Genomic DNA, 16,806 nt, shown 5'->3' on the forward strand with positions numbered 1-16,806 from the left:
GTAGCGCCACCCGGCAATTCAAACTCAGTAGCTGCTTGCGCTCTTGCCGTCGCCGTGTCCCAGCGCTTTCAGCAGGCTGGCCAGCAGGCTTGACGCGCCGAAGCGGTAGTGACGGGAATCAGCCCAGTCAGCCCCGAACAGTTCATCTGCAATGGCGAGGAATGTCTGTGCATCTTCAGCGGTACGCACACCGCCCGCCGGTTTGAAGCCCACGGTTTTTTCCACGCCCATATCACGGATCACTTCCATCATGATGCGTGCGCTTTCCGGGGTCGCGTTTACCGGCACTTTACCGGTTGAGGTTTTGATGAAATCGGCACCGGCTTTGATGGAGATTTCAGAAGCTTTACGGATCAACGCCTCTTCTTTCAGCTCGCCGGTTTCGATGATCACCTTAAGCAGCACGTTTGCCGCCGCGCAGGCCTCTTTACAGGCTTTCACCAGGTCAAAGCCCACCTGCTCGTTGCCGGCGATCAGCGCACGGTACGGGAACACGACGTCCACTTCGTCTGCGCCGTAAGCAATCGCCGCACGGGTCTCTGCCAGCGCAATCTCGATATCGTCGTTGCCGTGCGGGAAGTTAGTCACGGTTGCAATGCGCACGTCCGGGGTACCCTGCTCTTTCAGCGTCTTGCGGGCAATCGGGATAAAGCGCGGGTAGATACAGATGGCTGCAGTGTTACCGACGGGCGTTTTCGCCTGATGGCACAGGGAGATGACTTTTTCATTGGTGTCGTCATCGTTCAGGGTGGTCAGGTCCATCAGTTTCAACGCGCGCAGGCTGCTTGCAGTTAAATCGGTCATAACATTCTCCAACGGCAGTGCCGTATCAATTTTACCTTGCGGGTCTGTGAGTATTCTAACATCTACCCGCATCCACACTTCGACATTCATCACAGTTAATGAAAACTACGTGCAAATTTGCATTACTGTAATGAGATCTTCTTCAAACTTTAGTACGGAAATCGTCGACTAAAACAGCGATTCCCCCTGTCAGATCAAAAGCCCTGACGGGCCGGCTTCCTACAATCCGTTCACCATCCGCAGAACATTGAAGGAAGCGAACATGTCCCACGCCAGCCCCGACGCCCTGCAACAACGTTGCCAGCACATTGTGACAAGCCCGGTGTTAACCCCGGAACAAAAACGGCATTTTCTGGCGCTGGAAGCGGAAAATAATCTGCCTTATCCGGCACTACCAGAGGCTGCCCGAGCCGCGCTGGACGAGGGGTTTATCTGCGACATGTTCGAAGGCCACGCGCCCTACAAACCCCGTTATGTTCTGCCGGATTACGCAACATTTCTGGCTAACGGTTCAGAGTGGCTGGAGCTTGAGGGGGCGAAAGATCTTGATGACGCCCTCTCGCTGTTAACCATCCTCTACCACCATGTTCCGTCCGTCACATCGATGCCGGTCTATCTCGGCCATCTCGATGCACTTCTGCAACCATATGTTAGAATTCTAACACAAGACGAAATCGATATTCGAATAAAACGTTTCTGGCGTTACCTCGACCGCACCTTGCCCGACGCCTTTATGCACGCCAATATCGGCCCGGCAGATACGCCCGTCACGCGCGCCATTTTACGCGCTGATGCCGAGCTGAAGCAGGTCGCACCGAATCTGACGTTTATTTATGACCCGGCGATCACGCCAGACGATCTGCTGCTTGCGGTCGCTAAAAACATTTGCGAATGCAGCAAACCGCATATTTCGAATGGCCCGGTGAATGATAAAATTTTCACAAAAGGCCGTTACGGTGTCGTGAGTTGCTACAACTCCCTGCCGCTGGCTGGCGGTGGCAGTACCCTGGTGCGCCTCAACCTCAAAGCCATTGCCGAACACAGCACCTCCCTCGACGATTTTTTCACCCGTACGCTTCCCCACTACTGCCAGCAGCAGATCGCCATCATCAATGCCCGCTGCGATTTTCTGTATCAACAGTCCGGCTTCTTTGAGAATAGCTTCCTGGTGAAAGAGGGGCTGATTGATGCCGATCGGTTTGTGCCCATGTTTGGCCTGTACGGCCTGGCGGAAGCGGTCAATGCGCTCTGTGAAAAAGCAGGTATCGCAGGGCGTTATGGCAAAGATGAGCAGGCCAACGCGCTGGGCTATCGCATCAGTGAACAGCTGGCGGCGTTTGTTGAACATACGCCGGTGAAACATGGCTGGAAGCAGCGCGCGATGCTGCATGCGCAGTCGGGAATCAGCTCTGATTCGGATACCACGCCGGGCGCGCGTCTGCCCTACGGTGACGAGCCGGACCCCATCAGCCACCTGCTGGCCGTGGCCCCTCATCACCAGTACTATCATTCCGGGATAAGCGACATACTGACATTGGATGAGACGGTAAAACGGAATCCGCAGGCGGTGGCTCAACTCTGTCTCGGCGCGTTCAACGCGGGCATGCGGGAATTTACGGCCAACGTCGCGGGTAACGATCTGGTCCGCGTGACCGGCTATATGGTGCGATTATCGGATCTGGAGAAATACCGGGAAGCAGGTTCGAGAACCAATACCACGTGGCTGGGTGAAGAGGCCGCGCGCAATACCCGTATTCTGGAACGTCAGCCACGCGTGATAAGCCATGAACAGCAGATGCGCTTTAGTTAGTCAGGTCATTCCTTTTTCCTGCGTGGACGGGCCGGGCAGCCGGCTGGCCCTGTTCCTGCAGGGCTGCAACCTGCGCTGCAAAACCTGCCACAATCCGTGGACGATCGGCCGCTGCAACGACTGTGGAGACTGCGTTCCCCACTGCCCTCATGAAGCCCTTAGCATTCAGGCCGGACGCGTATGGTGGCAGGAGAGTCACTGTCAGCAGTGCGATACCTGTCTGCACCTGTGCCAGCAGCAGGCGACGCCCATGGCATACCGCCTGAGCGTGGAGGAGATCCTCGCGCAGATCCGCAAATCAGCGCCATTTATTGAAGGCATCACCGTGAGCGGCGGTGAAGCCACAACGCAATTACCCTTTTTAGTCACGCTGTTCGCCGCGATCAAAGCCGATCCAGCCCTGCGCCATCTCACCTGCCTGGTCGACAGCAACGGTCTGTTAAGTGAAACCGGCTGGCAAAAGCTGCTGCCGGTACTGGATGGCGCGATGCTGGATCTCAAGGCGTGGGGAAACGAACACCACCGCTTCCTGACCGGGCGCGATAACCCGCTGATCAAACAAAGCATTCGCTGGCTGGCAGAACGTCATCGTTTGACAGAACTCCGTCTGCTGGTCATTCCGGAGCAGTGTGACTATCTGGAACAGCTCAAGCCGCTGACGACGTTTATCCATAGGCTTGGAAATGTGCCAGTGCGCATTAACGCGTTTCATGGGCAGGGTGTCTACGGTGAGGCGGCGTCCTGGCGCAGCGCTACGCCAGAGGACGTTGAACCGCTGGCGCAGGCGCTGGAAAAACAGAAGATAACGGTGATCCGTCCGGCGCTGTATCTATAGCGTGATGCCAAATACTGACCGCGTATTCTCCAGCAGCGCATCGGCAATCACCTCTTCAGGCTCTTTTCGCAGTTCACAAAGGGAAGTAAACACGCGCGCCGCCTGTTCCGGGCGATTCGGCTGCCCCTGAAAACCGTTCAGCGGCATATCCGGTGCGTCGGTTTCCAGCAGCAGGGCCGACAAGGGCAGCTGGGTCATCACGTCGCGGGTTTTACTGGCCCGTGGATAGGTGATGGTGCCGCCCACGCCGATTTTATAGCCCAGTTCAATAAAACGCTGCGCCTGCTGCAGGCTGCCGGAGAAACCGTGTACAACACCTTTTCGCGGCAGATCGATGCGTTTCAGGTGCATTGCCAGCTTATCGTGCGTGCGTCGTGAGTGGAGGATCACCGGCAGATCGTGACGCTTCGCCAGCCTGAGCTGCGCGTCGAGGATCGTCTGCTGGCGCTCAAACTGCGGATCCTCACGGTAAAGATCGAGGCCGATCTCACCGATGGCGACAAGTTTGTCTCCTGCGGTCATCAGTACCTCATCGAGCCTCTCAATATGCTCGTCGAGATGACGCTCAATCACGATCGGATGCAGGCCAAGCGCGGCAAAGAGCGCGGGGTGTTGTGCGGAAAGCGCCAGCACGCGGGAAAAATAAGCCGCTTCAACTGAAGGCACAATAATGGCCTGAACGCCTGCCTCGGCGGCTTTCGCAATGCTTTGCGCTTCATCCCCTGTAAACGGCGGAAAATCGAAGTGGCAGTGGGTATCAACAAAGCGGTGCGTCACGCCAGATCCTCGTTATCTAATAAAGCGTCATTCGCCTGCGGGATATCCACCAGCGGCATCGTCAGGGCGTCGTTGGCGACTATCGCAGGCGGCGTAATAATGCGTTTATGCCGGTGAAGGGGCGGTTGCTCCGCCAGCATTTTTCCCACCGTCGCCAGGAAGTAGCGTCCGCATAGCCGACCCGTTTTGTAATCCATGCGCAGCGCAGGAATGCGGCTGCCCAGCGCCATGCTCAGCAGCGGCTTAGGGGGATAAATTTCAAAAATACGCAGTTTACCCGGCGGTTTTTCAATGAAACGCTGCATCGCGCCGTAGGTGGTTTCATGCTGCTTCGCGATATTCACCAGCGGCTGCAGACTGCTGTCACCCAGCCAGCGCTCCATCCGCTTAAACCACTGCGGGGTGTAGTACATTTGCGATGGCACGGTACGGATCACCACAATGGTTTTCGCCCCGCGCCGGGCAGCTTCCTGCACCGGTACCGCGTCACTGATGCCCCCGTCCAGATAGCTAATGCCATCCAGTAGCGCACCGGTACGATAAAAACCGGGAATGGCGCTGGAGGCACGAATGATATCCAGCCAGTTCTCCTTCTGAGGAGAAAAATAGCCCGGCGAATAGTCATCCCCCCGGCTGGCGCACATCCAGAATTCTTTACCGCTATCAAACAGGCGGGCGGCGGTGTCCATGGCCAGCGGCATCTGGCTGGAGGTCGACTCCAGCAGCCAGTCGAGGTCGATCAGGTTACCGCCGCGCACAAAGCGCAGCGGATTAAAAAATTCTTTTGCCGTGGTGTAGCGCATGATGACCTTGCGCGCGTAGCCAGGCTGGTTACAGACATAAGCAGAGAGGTTTTGCGCCCCGGCAGACGTGCCGAAGTACAGGTCAAACGGGTTGAATTGCGCGCGCATAAATTCATCCAGCACGCCAGCGGTGAAAATACCGCGCTGTCCGCCTCCCTCGCAAACGAGCGCGAGTTGGCCTGCGCGAAACGGCTTTAACGTCAGCGGCGCAATATTGCCGAGCGTAACGGGAATTCGTTGCCCCACCTCTGCTTTCCTGTTTTGATTATTTTATAACACCACAGTAACGCACCCAGCTGGCAACGCAAATAAGAAAAAGCCAGTCGCAGAGACTGGCTTTTCTTTGTTGACAGAATATTGCGTTTGCTACGGACGTCGACGTCCCGTAAACAGGCTGACCAGGAACAGAATAATACCGACAACGAAGACAATTTTAGCTGCCCATGCTGCAGTACCTGCCAGACCACCAAAGCCCAATGCGGCGGCAATTAACGCGATAACCAGAAATATAATGCCCCAACGAAACATAAGCTTCTCCTTTACCATAGTTAATGTCGGCCGCTAAACGTGAGCGCTCAGGTCACTCACCGGCGTTTTTCCAGAGTCGTTCTTATTTCGCCCGCCGGATTTAGCCAGACGGGCGAATGGTCCAGATTTACTTCGCTTTCAGATCGTTTTTAACGCTTTTCACACCATCAATGGCTTTCGCAATAGATTCGGCGCGTTCAATTTGCGCCTGAGAATCAACCGTACCGGAAAGCTGTACCACACCATCGGTGGTTTCCACTTTCACCTTACGGGATGGCACGATGTCATCTGCTAAAAGTTTAGCTTTGATTTCGCTGGTGGTGGCAGCATCACCGGCATAACCTTTCACCGACGCGTTTTTGCTGTCACGAACGTGCAGTTTATCGCTAACGGAGGCGACACCTTCGACGCCCTTAGCCACTTTCACCGCCTGTTCCGCCTGAGCCTGGCTTTCGACAAAGCCGCTCAGCGTGACCACTTTCTTGTCGGTCTTGACGGAAATATCGGTGCTCTTGATGGCTTCGTCATCCACCAGTGCGGCTTTCACTTTTGCTGTGATTGAGCTGTCATCCATGAAATTGCCGACTTTATTCATAGAGCTATCGATTTTTTGCCCTGCGGTATCCGCCGTGGACTGTGCTTTATCCATGGTGGTGCTTTCCGCCAGCGCGGAGCCGCTAGCCAAAACGCTACCCAGTGTTACAGCCAGCAGAGTTTTAGAAATCTTCAGTCTTGTCATATTCATCGATCTATTCCTGTGTTTACCCGTTATTCGGGCTACATACTTCCTTAGTAGTTATATATATTGCGAATAAACACGCAGACGAAATGGATAACCTAAAGTCATGCATTGAACAGTCAATTTATCCATACCCGGTGCTAAACACTGAGTTAAATATAGATCACTCTCACAGAGCCGCTTTCAGATTCGGGTAAAAAACGTGCAAAAAGCGCGAAAATGCAGTGAATTAAGAACATTCCGCAAGGGATTAATAAGACAGGAATTAAAGAAGAGCACGGCGACTGCCGTGCTCTGAGAGGGGATTAGTGTTCGCGCGTTTTGCGGAACTGAACGTCAGGATAACGTTCCTGAGTCAGGTTGAGGTTCACCATGGTTGGGGCGATATAGGTCAGGTTATCACCGCCATCCAGCGCCAGCTGAACTTCATTCTTACGCTTAAATTCTTCGAATTTCTTCACGTCAGAACACTCAACCCAGCGCGCGGTCGCCACGTTCACTGATTCATAAATCGCTTCCACGTTGTATTCGCTCTTCAGGCGCGCAACAACAACGTCGAACTGCAGCACACCCACGGCCCCTACGATCAGATCGTTGTTGGCGATGGGGCGGAACACCTGCACCGCGCCCTCTTCGGAGAGCTGAACCAGGCCTTTCAGCAGCTGTTTCTGTTTCAGCGGATCCTTCAGACGAATACGGCGGAACAGTTCCGGGGCGAAGTTCGGAATACCGGTGAACTTCATCATTTCGCCCTGGGTGAAGGTATCGCCGATCTGAATCGTGCCATGGTTGTGCAGCCCGATAATGTCGCCCGGATACGCCTCTTCCACGTGCGAACGGTCGCCCGCCATAAAGGTCAGCGCGTCGGAGATCACCACATCTTTACCGATACGCACCTGGCGCAGCTTCATGCCCTTTTCATATTTACCGGACACCACGCGCATAAAGGCCACGCGGTCGCGGTGTTTCGGGTCCATGTTGGCCTGAATTTTGAAGACAAAGCCGGTGAATTTCTCTTCTTTCGCTTCCACCTCACGGGTATCGGTTTTGCGTGGCATCGGCTGCGGCGCCCACTCCACCAGACCATCGAGCATGTGGTCAACGCCAAAGTTACCCAGCGCAGTACCGAAGAAGACCGGGGTGATTTCACCGCTCAGGAACAGATCTTTATCGAATTCGTGAGACGCGCCCTTCACCAGCTCCAGCTCGTCACGCAGCTGCGCGGCCAGCTCTTCACCAACAGCCGCGTCCAGATCCGGGTTGTCCAGACCTTTCACGATGCGCACTTCCTGAATGGTGTGGCCTTTACCGGTCTGGTACAGGTAAGTTTCGTCTTTGTAGAGGTGATACACCCCTTTGAACAGCTTACCGCAGCCAATGGGCCAGGTGATTGGCGCACAGGCGATTTTCAGCTCGTTTTCCACTTCATCCATCAGTTCCATCGGGTCACGGATGTCACGGTCGAGTTTGTTCATGAAGGTGAGGATCGGCGTATCGCGCAGACGGGTCACTTCCATCAGCTTACGTGTCCTGTCTTCTACCCCTTTCGCGGCGTCGATGACCATCAGACAGCAGTCCACCGCTGTCAGGGTACGGTAAGTATCTTCAGAGAAGTCTTCGTGGCCCGGGGTATCCAGCAGGTTCACCAGGCAGTCATGATACGGGAACTGCATCACGGAGGTGGTAATCGAAATACCACGCTGCTTTTCCATCTCCATCCAGTCAGATTTTGCATGCTGGCTGGAGCCACGGCCTTTAACGGTACCCGCAGTCTGGATAGCCTGTCCGAACAGTAACACCTTCTCGGTGATGGTCGTTTTACCGGCATCCGGGTGTGAGATAATGGCAAAAGTGCGGCGCTTGGCCACCTCTTGCAGATAAGGAGACAACGTCATAATCAAATCTTCTTATATAAGCGCGGCAGCACGCCACGCATCATGGAATACAAAATTGCGGCTATTTTACCCATCAACAGGGGGCAGGCAATCATTGTTTACACAGGAGTTGCTCCAGTTCGTTCAACGACGTCACGGTCCAGGTCGGCTCGATGCCTTCAGGCTTCACGCGGCCATGCGCGTTAAGCCAGACGGTCGACAGACCGGCATTCATGCCGCCCAGAATATCTGACTCTGCGGTGTCACCCACCATCAGGACGCGATCGCGGTCAGGGTTGCCGGCCTGCGCCAGCGCATAATCGAAAATACGCGGATCCGGTTTCGGCACGCCGACCTCTTCCGAGATCACCAGCGCGTCGAAATGATCGCGCAGGCCGGTACGCTCAAGGCGGATCTGCTGCAGGGCGGTAAAACCGTTGGTGATGATCCCCAGTTTTACTTTGCCTTTCAGTGCATTCAACAACGACACGGCCCCCGGCAGCGGCGCACAGATATCGGCCATGGCGTTCAGGAAGGCCTCGTTCAGCGTTCCCGGACTGACATTTAAGCGTTCCGCCCAGACGTCAAAGCGCTGATGCTGAAGCTGTAACGCGGTGATGGCACCGTTCTGGTAATCCACCCACAGCGGTTTGTTGACCGCCTGATAGTCCTGAAAATCCTCAGCGGTGAAGGTCACGCTATAGTCGAGAAACATCCGCTGTAGACCCCCGAACGAATCGAACGTAAACAGCGTTTCGTCGGCGTCAAAGAAAATCCAGTCCCATTTCATCGTTACAACCTTATTTTCGTTATCCAATCGGCAGAGCCATAATAATGGCGTCTTCACGTCCCTCTGCGGTGGGGTAGTAGTTACGGCGGATTGTCGCCTCGTTAAAGCCTAAGCTTTCATAGAGCGCGATGGCGGCGACATTCGACGCGCGCACCTCCAGCCACAGGGTGAAAACGTCACGGGTTTCAAGCTCACGGATGAGGTGCGTAAGCAATTCTCTTCCCAGCCCACGGCGCTGAAACGCAGGATCAACCGCGATATTAAACAGCGTCGCCTCATCCAGAACAACCTGCGTAATCGCGAAGGCGGCCATGGTGCCGTCAACATCCAGGCGGTAGTTGAGATACCGTTCGCCCTGATTACTGGCGAAGGTTTTTTCGCTCCACGGAAACGCATGGGCGCGTGTTTCAATCGCAAACGCTGTGGTCAGGTCAGGCGTCGTGAGGGAAGAAATCGTGTTCATATTCGCAGATTTGTTGCCATAGCGCGCTTCGCGCTTTTGGGTTGGCTTTCAGTTCGTCCAGCGCTGGCGTGCAGATCTGGCTTCCCTGGAGCGGGATCGCATTTGCCTCTCCAATACGCCAGCTGTTACAGCGGCTGTCAGGAGGCAGCATAGCGACCCGCTCTGGCGTCAGCTGTAAAACCTGGTCGGCCGTCAGCTTCAGGCTGCGAAGGACATCACCGATCAGGGGTTCATTCAGGGCAGGCAGTTCTTCCGCCACCATCACCAGGCGAACGTGCGCCGGGATGGAGATGGCGATTTCGCCCTGCAACGCCGTCGGGCGACGCAAAGCCCACTGGGTGATGCCCAGCTGCTGCAACTGCCAGTCTCGTCGGGATGTCATAGGGAAAACTCCTGTCTCTCAGGCGCGCAAATATAGCAAATGTGTCGAAACTGCGCCATCTACCTACTATAATCCCCGCCTGAGTTTATTGAGGAACAATTCATGTCTGCATTTACCCCGGCAAGTGAAGTCTTGCTGCGTCACAGTGATGATTTCGAAGAAAGCCGTATTCTGTTTGCCGGAGATATGCAGGATGACCTGCCTGCGCGTTTCGACTGTGCTGAAAGCCGTGCCCATACCCAATATTACCATCACTGGCAGGTGCTGAGCCGCCAGATGGGCGAGCGCGCGCGCTTTAGCCTGGTGGCAGAGCAGAACGATATCGCCGACTGCGATACGCTGATCTACTACTGGCCGAAGAACAAACCGGAAGCCCAGTTCCAGCTGATGAACCTGCTCTCCCTGCTGCCGGTCGGCTGCGATATTTTCGTCGTCGGTGAGAACCGCAGCGGCGTGAGAAGCGCAGAGCAGATGCTGGAAGAGTATGCCCCGCTGAATAAAGTCGACAGCGCCCGCCGCTGTGGCCTGTACCATGGCCGTCTGGAAAAACAGGCAACATTTGATGCCGCGACATTCTGGGACGAATACACGCTTGACGGTTTGACCATTAAAACCCTGCCGGGCGTGTTCAGCCGTGACGCCCTGGATGCGGGCAGCAAGCTGCTGCTTTCCACCCTCACGCCGCATACCAAAGGCAAAGTGCTGGATGTCGGCTGCGGTGCGGGCGTGCTGGCAACCGTGCTCGCCAGCCATTCTCCTAAAGTCCGTTTAACCCTGTGTGACGTCAGCGCACCGGCGGTAGAGGCCAGCCGCGCAACGCTTGCCGCTAACGGTATTGAAGGCGACGTGATTGCCAGTAACGTCTTTTCTGATGTCACCGGTCGTTTTGATATGATCATCTCTAACCCACCGTTCCACGACGGCATGGAGACCAGCCTCGAAGCCGCGCAAACGCTAATCCGTGGTGCAGTGCGCCATCTCAACAGCGGCGGTGAATTGCGCATCGTCGCGAACGCCTTCCTGGCATACCCGAAAGTGCTGGATGAAACCTTCGGCTTCCACGAAGTCATCGCCCAGACGGGACGTTTTAAAGTCTACCGCACCGTGATGACCCGTCAGGCCAAAAAGTAATCACCGCCCCTCCAGGCCGGATAAGCGAATGCGCCATCCGGCCATACACGACGCGCCTATCGGCCATTTTTGCATCAATCAAGGCATCACGCGCACTTTTCTGTTGACGTAAAGCTGAAAACATCTAGAATGCGCCTCCGTGGTTACGATACTTTTACAGTATCGATGGTATGCGAAGGTGGCGGAATTGGTAGACGCGCTAGCTTCAGGTGTTAGTGTCCTTACGGATGTGGGGGTTCGAGTCCCCCCCCTCGCACCAATTATCTTACACCCCTTCTGAATGTTCTCTTCTCCCTGTTATTTCAGACTCATCAGTATCACCAGCATTGCACTGACCAGTGCGACACAGGATGGCAGTAACACAAAGTGGCGCAGTTGCTTGTGCCAAATCATGGCTGACGTGACTAATAGTGCTGCCACGATAATGGCTTTCCAGACAGCAAGGGAGAGATCGGCAAACATCAACCCGCCGAGAACGGCTCCCGGTAGCAATACCCCCCAACCACTTCCCAGCGCCCTGTGCAACATGGTTCCGCCTCTTAAAACGATAATGATAACCAATATCATATGGCAAAGATTATCATTTGTCAGCTGAATGAATTAAAAACCACCGACCTTTACCTTTCCCGTAATGACAGGAATTGCCTAAGGTGATAAATTGCGCACCTGTTAACAACATCTAAAGATTTTCTGATAATTACTCTTTGAGTTTTTTGCATATTTTATTGCGAAACAACACCTACTTATTTGTTTTAATTAAATTTTAATAAAAACACACGACTATGACATCACAATCCTGGCGGTCTTTGGTTCACAGAAAATATCAATTATCGTTACGTTTATTTTTATTTCTGAACGCAACCTCTGCAGTGTTCTCGGTAACAAATCCGCTCAATTCGGTACGCGTGTTATCTGCCCCCCTGATTGCTATTTTCTCTATCAGTACCGGTCTGTTCGTCTGGCACTGGAGAAAGAGAGCGCGGAAGATAAATATTCCTGTCGTTTCAGCGATCTTCGGTATTTTGTGGGCCTGGCAAATTGCCTCCAAATTCGCCTTAATTACCCACGACCAAACGACCTATTTGTTAATCGCCCTGTTAACCGTGCTTTTTATCGGGACGCTGGCATTCGCCAGTAATATCAAAGCATTTACCCTGCACTCACTGCCCGCGTTTATTGTCTGCCTGTGGCTAAGTGAACACGATATATGGCTGAGAATGTCCTACTCTTTCGCACTTCCTGTCGTGGCAATTGCCATTCATAACATTTTGCAACGACGTAACGATCGCTTCGCGCAGGAGTTGCTCTCTCGCTTGCTGGAAGAACGAGAGACCCTGACCGACCTGAGCATGATGGATCCTCTTACCGGACTCTATAATCGTCGTGGTCTGCAAAGCCGTCTGGAAAACCTGCCGACGGTAGAAAATGGCGAGCACTTCGTCCTGCTGATGGATATCGATCACTTCAAAGCCTATAACGACCACTATGGTCATATGATGGGCGACCAGGCACTGAAACGTGTCTCTGCCGCCATCCGCGATGCCGTGCGTTCTCGCGATATTGTGGCGCGTTTTGGTGGGGAAGAATTTATGGTGCTGCTGACCAATATTTCCCTTGAGCATGCCCGCCAGACTGCAGAGCGGATCCGTCAGAAAGTTTACGATTTGAAAATCCCGCATTTGTTTAACGAAAGCGTCGCGACAAATGTCACCATCAGCATTGGTATCGCCATTTTCGAGAATGACGACGTAGAAGGCGCGCTGGAAAAAGCGGATAAAGCGCTCTACGAAGCCAAGCATATGGGGCGCAACAATATTCTGTTGAGTGAAGAGTTGCAGACGGCGTAAACACGACGGCAACGTCACCAGGACAAAAGTCTTGCCATTGGTATGAGCAATAGTTAGGATTGGCAATCATTATCATTTAGATTTCTATCCAAACTATGGCCACGCATACCGCACATATTGTCGAGCCACTCCTCTGGCGAGCCCCCTTCACCAGCGGGAATGTTTCGCTTGCGGATGCCATACGGGATAAGATTGCCAAAACGCGCGCCCACCTGCTGGACTTTATCCGGCTTGATGAAGCACACCCGCATCACGCCATGACGCTCGCAGAGTGGCGTCAACCGGCAAAACTGCAATCGCTGCTTGCCACCTATTCCGACCATATTTATCGCAATCAGCCTGCCATGACGCGGGAAAATAAGCCCCTGCTCTCTCTCTGGGCGCAATGGTATATCGGACTGATGGTGCCTCCGCTGATGCTGGCGCTGTTAACGCAGAAGAGCATGCTGGAACTCTCACCTGAGCATTTCCACGTCGAGTTTCACGAAACCGGACGCGCGGCCTGTTTCTGGATTGATCTTCATGAAGACCAGAGCGCAGAGCGACTGACTGCCCGGGAACGGATGGAGCTGTTGATCACACGGGCGCTGATCCCGGTCGTGGATGCGCTGGAAGCCACGGGAGAGATTAACGGGAAGCTTATCTGGAGCAATACCGGCTATTTAATCCACTGGTATCTCACGGAAATGAAGCCGCTGCTCGGTGAGGAGAGTGTTGATGCTCTGCGTCAGTCCTGTTTCTTTGCAAAACAGCTTTCCGACGGCCGAGACAACCCGTTATTCCGTACCGTTGTACTTCGTGATGGGCTTCTGGTGCGCCGCACCTGCTGCCAGCGCTATCGCCTGCCGGACGTTAAGCAGTGCGGGGATTGCACGCTGAAATAGTCGGCTCAGCCTGATGCCCTCACCCTAGCCCTCTCCCACGGGGAGAGGGAGCAAAAACTAAAAACGGCAACCTGCGTTGCCGTTTTGCTTTTACCTAGGCCACCTGCTGATTATCCTCTTCCGCGTTACGCTGCGCTTCTTCCGCTTCCTGCTCCAGCAGCTGTTTCTCGTAAACTTTGAAGAACGGGAAGTAGATGATTGCCGATACGCAGGCCAGAACCACAACCAGGATCGCTGCGCGGAAATCCCATCCCAGGGCCCACGCTGCGCCTATCGGCGCCGGTGCCGTCCAGGGTACCACAGAGATGACACGGCCAATCAGATCAAAGGTCATTGCCGCCCAGGCCAGCACAGCGTTGACCATCGGAGCCAGCAGGAAGGGAATAAAGAACACCGGGTTCATCACGATCGGCGTACCGAAAATGACCGGTTCGTTAATGTTAAAGAAGCTGGGCACCACGCTTAAACGCCCAATAGAGCGTAAATGAGCGGAACGGCTGCGCAGATAGCAAATCACCAGTCCCATTGTGGCGCCCGACCCACCAATCACGATAAAGAACGTCCAGAACGCTTCCATGAAAATATGCGGCAGAGGCTGACCGGCGGCCAGCGCGGTCTGGTTTGCGCCAAGGTTAGTCAACCAGAACATCTGCAGCATCCCGGAGACGATAGCGGCACCGTGGATCCCGGCAAACCACAGCAGATGGCCAATCAGCACGGCCAGCAGAATGGCTGGCAGCGAATCTGCCGCGGAAACCAGCGGTTTAAAGACCGACATAATCGCCTGCGGGATCAGCATGCCAAACTGTGACTGAATCACCAGACTGAGCGGATAGAGGGTCAATACCACCACCAGCACCGGGATCAACAGATCAAAAGAGTTTTTGATCATCGGTGGAACCTGGTCCGGAAGACGAATACCGATATTATGCGCTTTAAGGAAACGCATCATCTCAACGCAGTAAATGGCCACCAGAATCGCCGTAAAAATCCCTGTTCCACCCAGGCTGTCGACGGGCAGCGTGCCTTTAGTTTTCGGTGCCGCAACAAGCAGAAACGCCATCAGCGACAGCATGGCGCACATAAACGGATCCAGCTGATGTGATTTGACGTAGTGTTTACCCAGGTTGTAGGCAATGGCCGCACAAATATAGATGGACATAATACCCATCGTCATATCAAACGGCGTCAGGATCTGGCCTTCAAATTGCTTCGCCATATTCAGCCAGGCGCGTGCGAAGCCCCAGGTGGTATCCGGCGAAAATGGAGGGTAAGCGAACACTAATAAAAATGAACCCACAATCATAAATGGCATCGCGGAGATGAACCCATCGCGGATAGCCATAACATGACGCTGGGAAGAGATCCGCCCGGCAATCGGGCTGACGTAATTTTCAACGAAACGGAATATCAGGTTAAACGCAGCATGGTTGGCAGACATGGCAGATCTCCTGTCAGACGTTTATTACAGGCGCATTCGCGCCGTACGTTGTTCCATAAATTAGCTTCACAACCTTGCTGGCTTGTGTACCCGCGGTACTGCTCAGACGAAATGGTTTCATAATTTGCTCTTATTATTGGATACAGGGGACGTTACGTACTCAGTATTAATCTACGCACCACGCTCTGCAACCGGTTACTGTAACCGGTTTCCGTGATTGTGAAGGGGATCCAGAATTTTGCCGTCCGGGATCTTTGTTACTTAAGAGATATTTACAGAGCATAATTTCTTATGACAGATTACGCAGGATATTTGTCAGGAGGAAACAATGAGTTTGCAGTCTGTACAGCAGTTTTTTGCCGACAACGCGCCGGATATAGACATCATCGAGCTTAGCCAGAGTACTGCTACCGTTGCGTTGGCTGCTGCCGCCCATCGTGTTGAGCCGGGACAGATCGCCAAAACCCTGTCACTGAAGGTGAAGAATGAAGTGATTCTGGTGGTGGCGAAAGGCGATGCGCGTCTGGATAACAAAAAACTGAAAGACACCTTTGGTGCGAAAGCGCGCATGCTCAGCAGTGATGAAGTGGTTACCATTACCGGTCATCCGGTTGGCGGTGTGTGCCCATTCGGACTGGAAAATCCACTCGCAGTCTACTGCGATGTCTCTTTAAAGCAGTATGCTGAAGTGCTGCCAGCCGCAGGCGCCATCCACAGTGCTGTGCGTATTTCACCTGACAGAATGGCAGAGCTGACTTCCGCAAAATGGGTTGATGTCTGCATCTGACCGAAGCGCCAGAGTCCATCTGGCGCGTATAAGACGGATTATAAAAATGTGGCCTTACTGAGGGCCAAACTTTGCGGATCCCTTGCCGGAAGATGGGTAAGAATATCCGCCGCATCGAGTAGCCCTACGTCAGAATTCACCCCCAGCTTCACCATCGCATTAAACTTGTGCGCCCGAATGGTCTTAATATTGCGTTCAAGCTCAGCCGCGATTTCAGGAATGGAATAACCGCAAGACATGTAACGCAGAATTGCCCTTTCCGTTGGGCTTAACATCCTGTTTTGACTGTGGTACCAGTGATTGAGCATATTGTCATTGATGCGCAGCGTTTCACTTAACAACACCACGAATTCGTTCTGCAACTGCTCAAGCGTCATTGACTTACTGACCACGCCGTGAAGACGTGACGGCGAAAGATGGCTAATTAACCGAGCCTCTGTCACATCAGAGACCAGGATAATGCGCTGGATATGACTATGCGTGAACGCGAGGTCCCGCAGATGTGCCAGGCAGTTACGCCGTTCTTCTCGCGCATCGGAAAGTGAATAGATGAGCGAGAAAAAATTGACCTGATGAAGAGCCTTCTTAAAGCTGTCAAATTCACTGAACAGGTGCAGCTGATAATGGTTCAGCGTGGACAGAGTAAAAAGATTCTGTAGCCCAATAGCACTCATCGTGCAATTTTCGATGACGGCGATATGTCTTGGTGAATCGGTTTTTTCCATTCCTCGAACTCTCCATAGGCTGACATTAAACTCAGCTCTCTCATTCCCTGCGTACTGTTGATCCAGGCGTACATATCGGCATTACTTCGTAAGGAGAGCCGTCGCATCGCACTGTTTTTTTGGGCGCTAATCGTTTTATTGCTCTTTTTGAGCAACGTGGCGATTTGGTTAATACCCCATCCCTTA

At 53.7% G+C, this 16,806-nt stretch carries 18 protein-coding genes, 1 tRNA gene and 1 pseudogene; 7 read left to right on the top strand and 13 right to left on the bottom strand.

Annotated elements, in window-relative coordinates; translation table 11 throughout:
* Window positions 1-24: 24 nt before the first annotated feature.
* Window positions 25-804 carry a deoxyribose-phosphate aldolase gene (gene deoC / locus C5687_RS03570; RefSeq protein ID WP_059386290.1) on the bottom strand — a complete coding sequence of 260 codons (780 nt, stop codon included), beginning with the start codon at window positions 802-804 and terminating at the stop codon, window positions 25-27.
* A 262-nt stretch (window positions 805-1,066) separates the two neighbouring features.
* Here deoC and C5687_RS03575 point away from each other — a divergent pair, with 262 nt between their 5' ends.
* On the top strand, window positions 1,067-2,614 hold the full coding sequence (locus C5687_RS03575) for a YjjI family glycine radical enzyme (protein WP_104556418.1): 1,548 nt from the start codon (window positions 1,067-1,069) through the stop codon (window positions 2,612-2,614).
* On the top strand, window positions 2,589-3,449 hold the full coding sequence (locus tag C5687_RS03580) for a YjjW family glycine radical enzyme activase (protein ID WP_104556419.1): 861 nt from the start codon (window positions 2,589-2,591) through the stop codon (window positions 3,447-3,449). The genes C5687_RS03575 and C5687_RS03580 overlap by 26 nt, the downstream gene beginning before the upstream one ends.
* Here the strand turns inward: C5687_RS03580 and C5687_RS03585 are convergent.
* The 8 genes from C5687_RS03585 to C5687_RS03620 form a co-directional block, all read right to left on the bottom strand.
* Entirely contained in the window at window positions 3,444-4,226 is a 783-nt protein-coding gene (locus C5687_RS03585; RefSeq protein WP_104556420.1) for a TatD family hydrolase, read from the bottom strand. The genes C5687_RS03580 and C5687_RS03585 overlap by 6 nt on opposite strands.
* The gene (locus C5687_RS03590) at window positions 4,223-5,275 is read right to left on the bottom strand and encodes a patatin-like phospholipase family protein (RefSeq protein WP_045284842.1); all 1,053 of its coding nucleotides are present in this window, start codon (window positions 5,273-5,275) and stop codon (window positions 4,223-4,225) included. The genes C5687_RS03585 and C5687_RS03590 overlap by 4 nt, the downstream gene beginning before the upstream one ends.
* Window positions 5,276-5,395: 120 nt before the next feature.
* Window positions 5,396-5,557: a DUF1328 domain-containing protein gene (locus C5687_RS03595; protein ID WP_003856556.1), complete on the bottom strand. Its 162-nt coding sequence runs from the start codon at window positions 5,555-5,557 to the stop codon at window positions 5,396-5,398.
* 127 nt (window positions 5,558-5,684) lie between these two features.
* Window positions 5,685-6,302, bottom strand: coding sequence for a molecular chaperone OsmY (gene osmY / locus C5687_RS03600; RefSeq protein WP_104556421.1), 618 nt, complete (start codon window positions 6,300-6,302; stop codon window positions 5,685-5,687).
* A gap of 299 nt (window positions 6,303-6,601) precedes the next feature.
* Entirely contained in the window at window positions 6,602-8,191 is a 1,590-nt protein-coding gene (gene prfC, locus C5687_RS03605; protein ID WP_045284844.1) for a peptide chain release factor 3, read from the bottom strand.
* 91 nt (window positions 8,192-8,282) lie between these two features.
* Window positions 8,283-8,960: a pyrimidine 5'-nucleotidase gene (yjjG, locus tag C5687_RS03610; RefSeq protein ID WP_025757483.1), complete on the bottom strand. Its 678-nt coding sequence runs from the start codon at window positions 8,958-8,960 to the stop codon at window positions 8,283-8,285.
* Window positions 8,961-8,979: 19 nt separating this feature from the next.
* Window positions 8,980-9,423, bottom strand: coding sequence for a ribosomal protein S18-alanine N-acetyltransferase (gene rimI / locus C5687_RS03615; RefSeq protein WP_025757481.1), 444 nt, complete (start codon window positions 9,421-9,423; stop codon window positions 8,980-8,982).
* Window positions 9,392-9,805: a DNA polymerase III subunit psi gene (locus tag C5687_RS03620; protein ID WP_025757479.1), complete on the bottom strand. Its 414-nt coding sequence runs from the start codon at window positions 9,803-9,805 to the stop codon at window positions 9,392-9,394. The genes rimI and C5687_RS03620 overlap by 32 nt, the downstream gene beginning before the upstream one ends.
* Window positions 9,806-9,907: 102 nt before the next feature.
* Between C5687_RS03620 and rsmC the strand changes: the two genes are divergently transcribed.
* Together rsmC and C5687_RS03630 are read left to right on the top strand one after the other, a co-directional pair.
* Window positions 9,908-10,936 (top strand): 16S rRNA (guanine(1207)-N(2))-methyltransferase RsmC, encoded by a 1,029-nt coding sequence (rsmC, locus tag C5687_RS03625; RefSeq protein WP_059386286.1) that lies wholly within the window; start codon window positions 9,908-9,910, stop codon window positions 10,934-10,936.
* Between the two features lie 172 nt (window positions 10,937-11,108).
* Window positions 11,109-11,195: transfer RNA gene (locus C5687_RS03630), tRNA-Leu, on the top strand.
* A 38-nt stretch (window positions 11,196-11,233) separates the two neighbouring features.
* Here the strand turns inward: C5687_RS03630 and C5687_RS03635 are convergent.
* Window positions 11,234-11,503 (bottom strand): DUF1435 domain-containing protein, encoded by a 270-nt coding sequence (locus C5687_RS03635; protein ID WP_202911288.1) that lies wholly within the window; start codon window positions 11,501-11,503, stop codon window positions 11,234-11,236.
* 215 nt (window positions 11,504-11,718) lie between these two features.
* Between C5687_RS03635 and C5687_RS03640 the strand changes: the two genes are divergently transcribed.
* Window positions 11,719-12,783 carry a GGDEF domain-containing protein gene (locus C5687_RS03640; protein ID WP_025757474.1) on the top strand — a complete coding sequence of 355 codons (1,065 nt, stop codon included), beginning with the start codon at window positions 11,719-11,721 and terminating at the stop codon, window positions 12,781-12,783.
* A gap of 95 nt (window positions 12,784-12,878) precedes the next feature.
* Window positions 12,879-13,667, top strand: a complete 789-nt coding sequence (gene fhuF, locus C5687_RS03645; protein WP_104556422.1) for a siderophore-iron reductase FhuF — start codon at window positions 12,879-12,881, stop codon at window positions 13,665-13,667.
* Window positions 13,668-13,761: 94 nt separating this feature from the next.
* Here the strand turns inward: fhuF and C5687_RS03650 are convergent, their stop codons facing one another.
* The gene (locus C5687_RS03650) at window positions 13,762-15,108 is read right to left on the bottom strand and encodes a PTS sugar transporter subunit IIC (RefSeq protein ID WP_047957705.1); all 1,347 of its coding nucleotides are present in this window, start codon (window positions 15,106-15,108) and stop codon (window positions 13,762-13,764) included.
* Between the two features lie 328 nt (window positions 15,109-15,436).
* On the opposite strand from C5687_RS03650, the gene C5687_RS03655 reads away from it, so the two are divergent.
* A complete protein-coding gene (locus tag C5687_RS03655) occupies window positions 15,437-15,895 on the top strand; it encodes a YbaK/EbsC family protein (protein ID WP_025757470.1) in 459 nt (152 codons plus the stop codon).
* A 38-nt stretch (window positions 15,896-15,933) separates the two neighbouring features.
* Here C5687_RS03655 and bglJ read toward each other — a convergent pair whose 3' ends face one another.
* Window positions 15,934-16,569, bottom strand: coding sequence for a DNA-binding transcriptional activator BglJ (gene bglJ, locus C5687_RS03660; protein ID WP_104556423.1), 636 nt, complete (start codon window positions 16,567-16,569; stop codon window positions 15,934-15,936).
* A pseudogene (locus tag C5687_RS03665) lies at window positions 16,566-16,806 on the bottom strand (DNA-binding response regulator); the annotation flags it as partial. The gene bglJ and the pseudogene C5687_RS03665, both read right to left, overlap by 4 nt.

It is taken from the genome of Enterobacter sichuanensis (assembly GCF_002939185.1).
Lineage (GTDB): Bacteria > Pseudomonadota > Gammaproteobacteria > Enterobacterales > Enterobacteriaceae > Enterobacter > Enterobacter sichuanensis.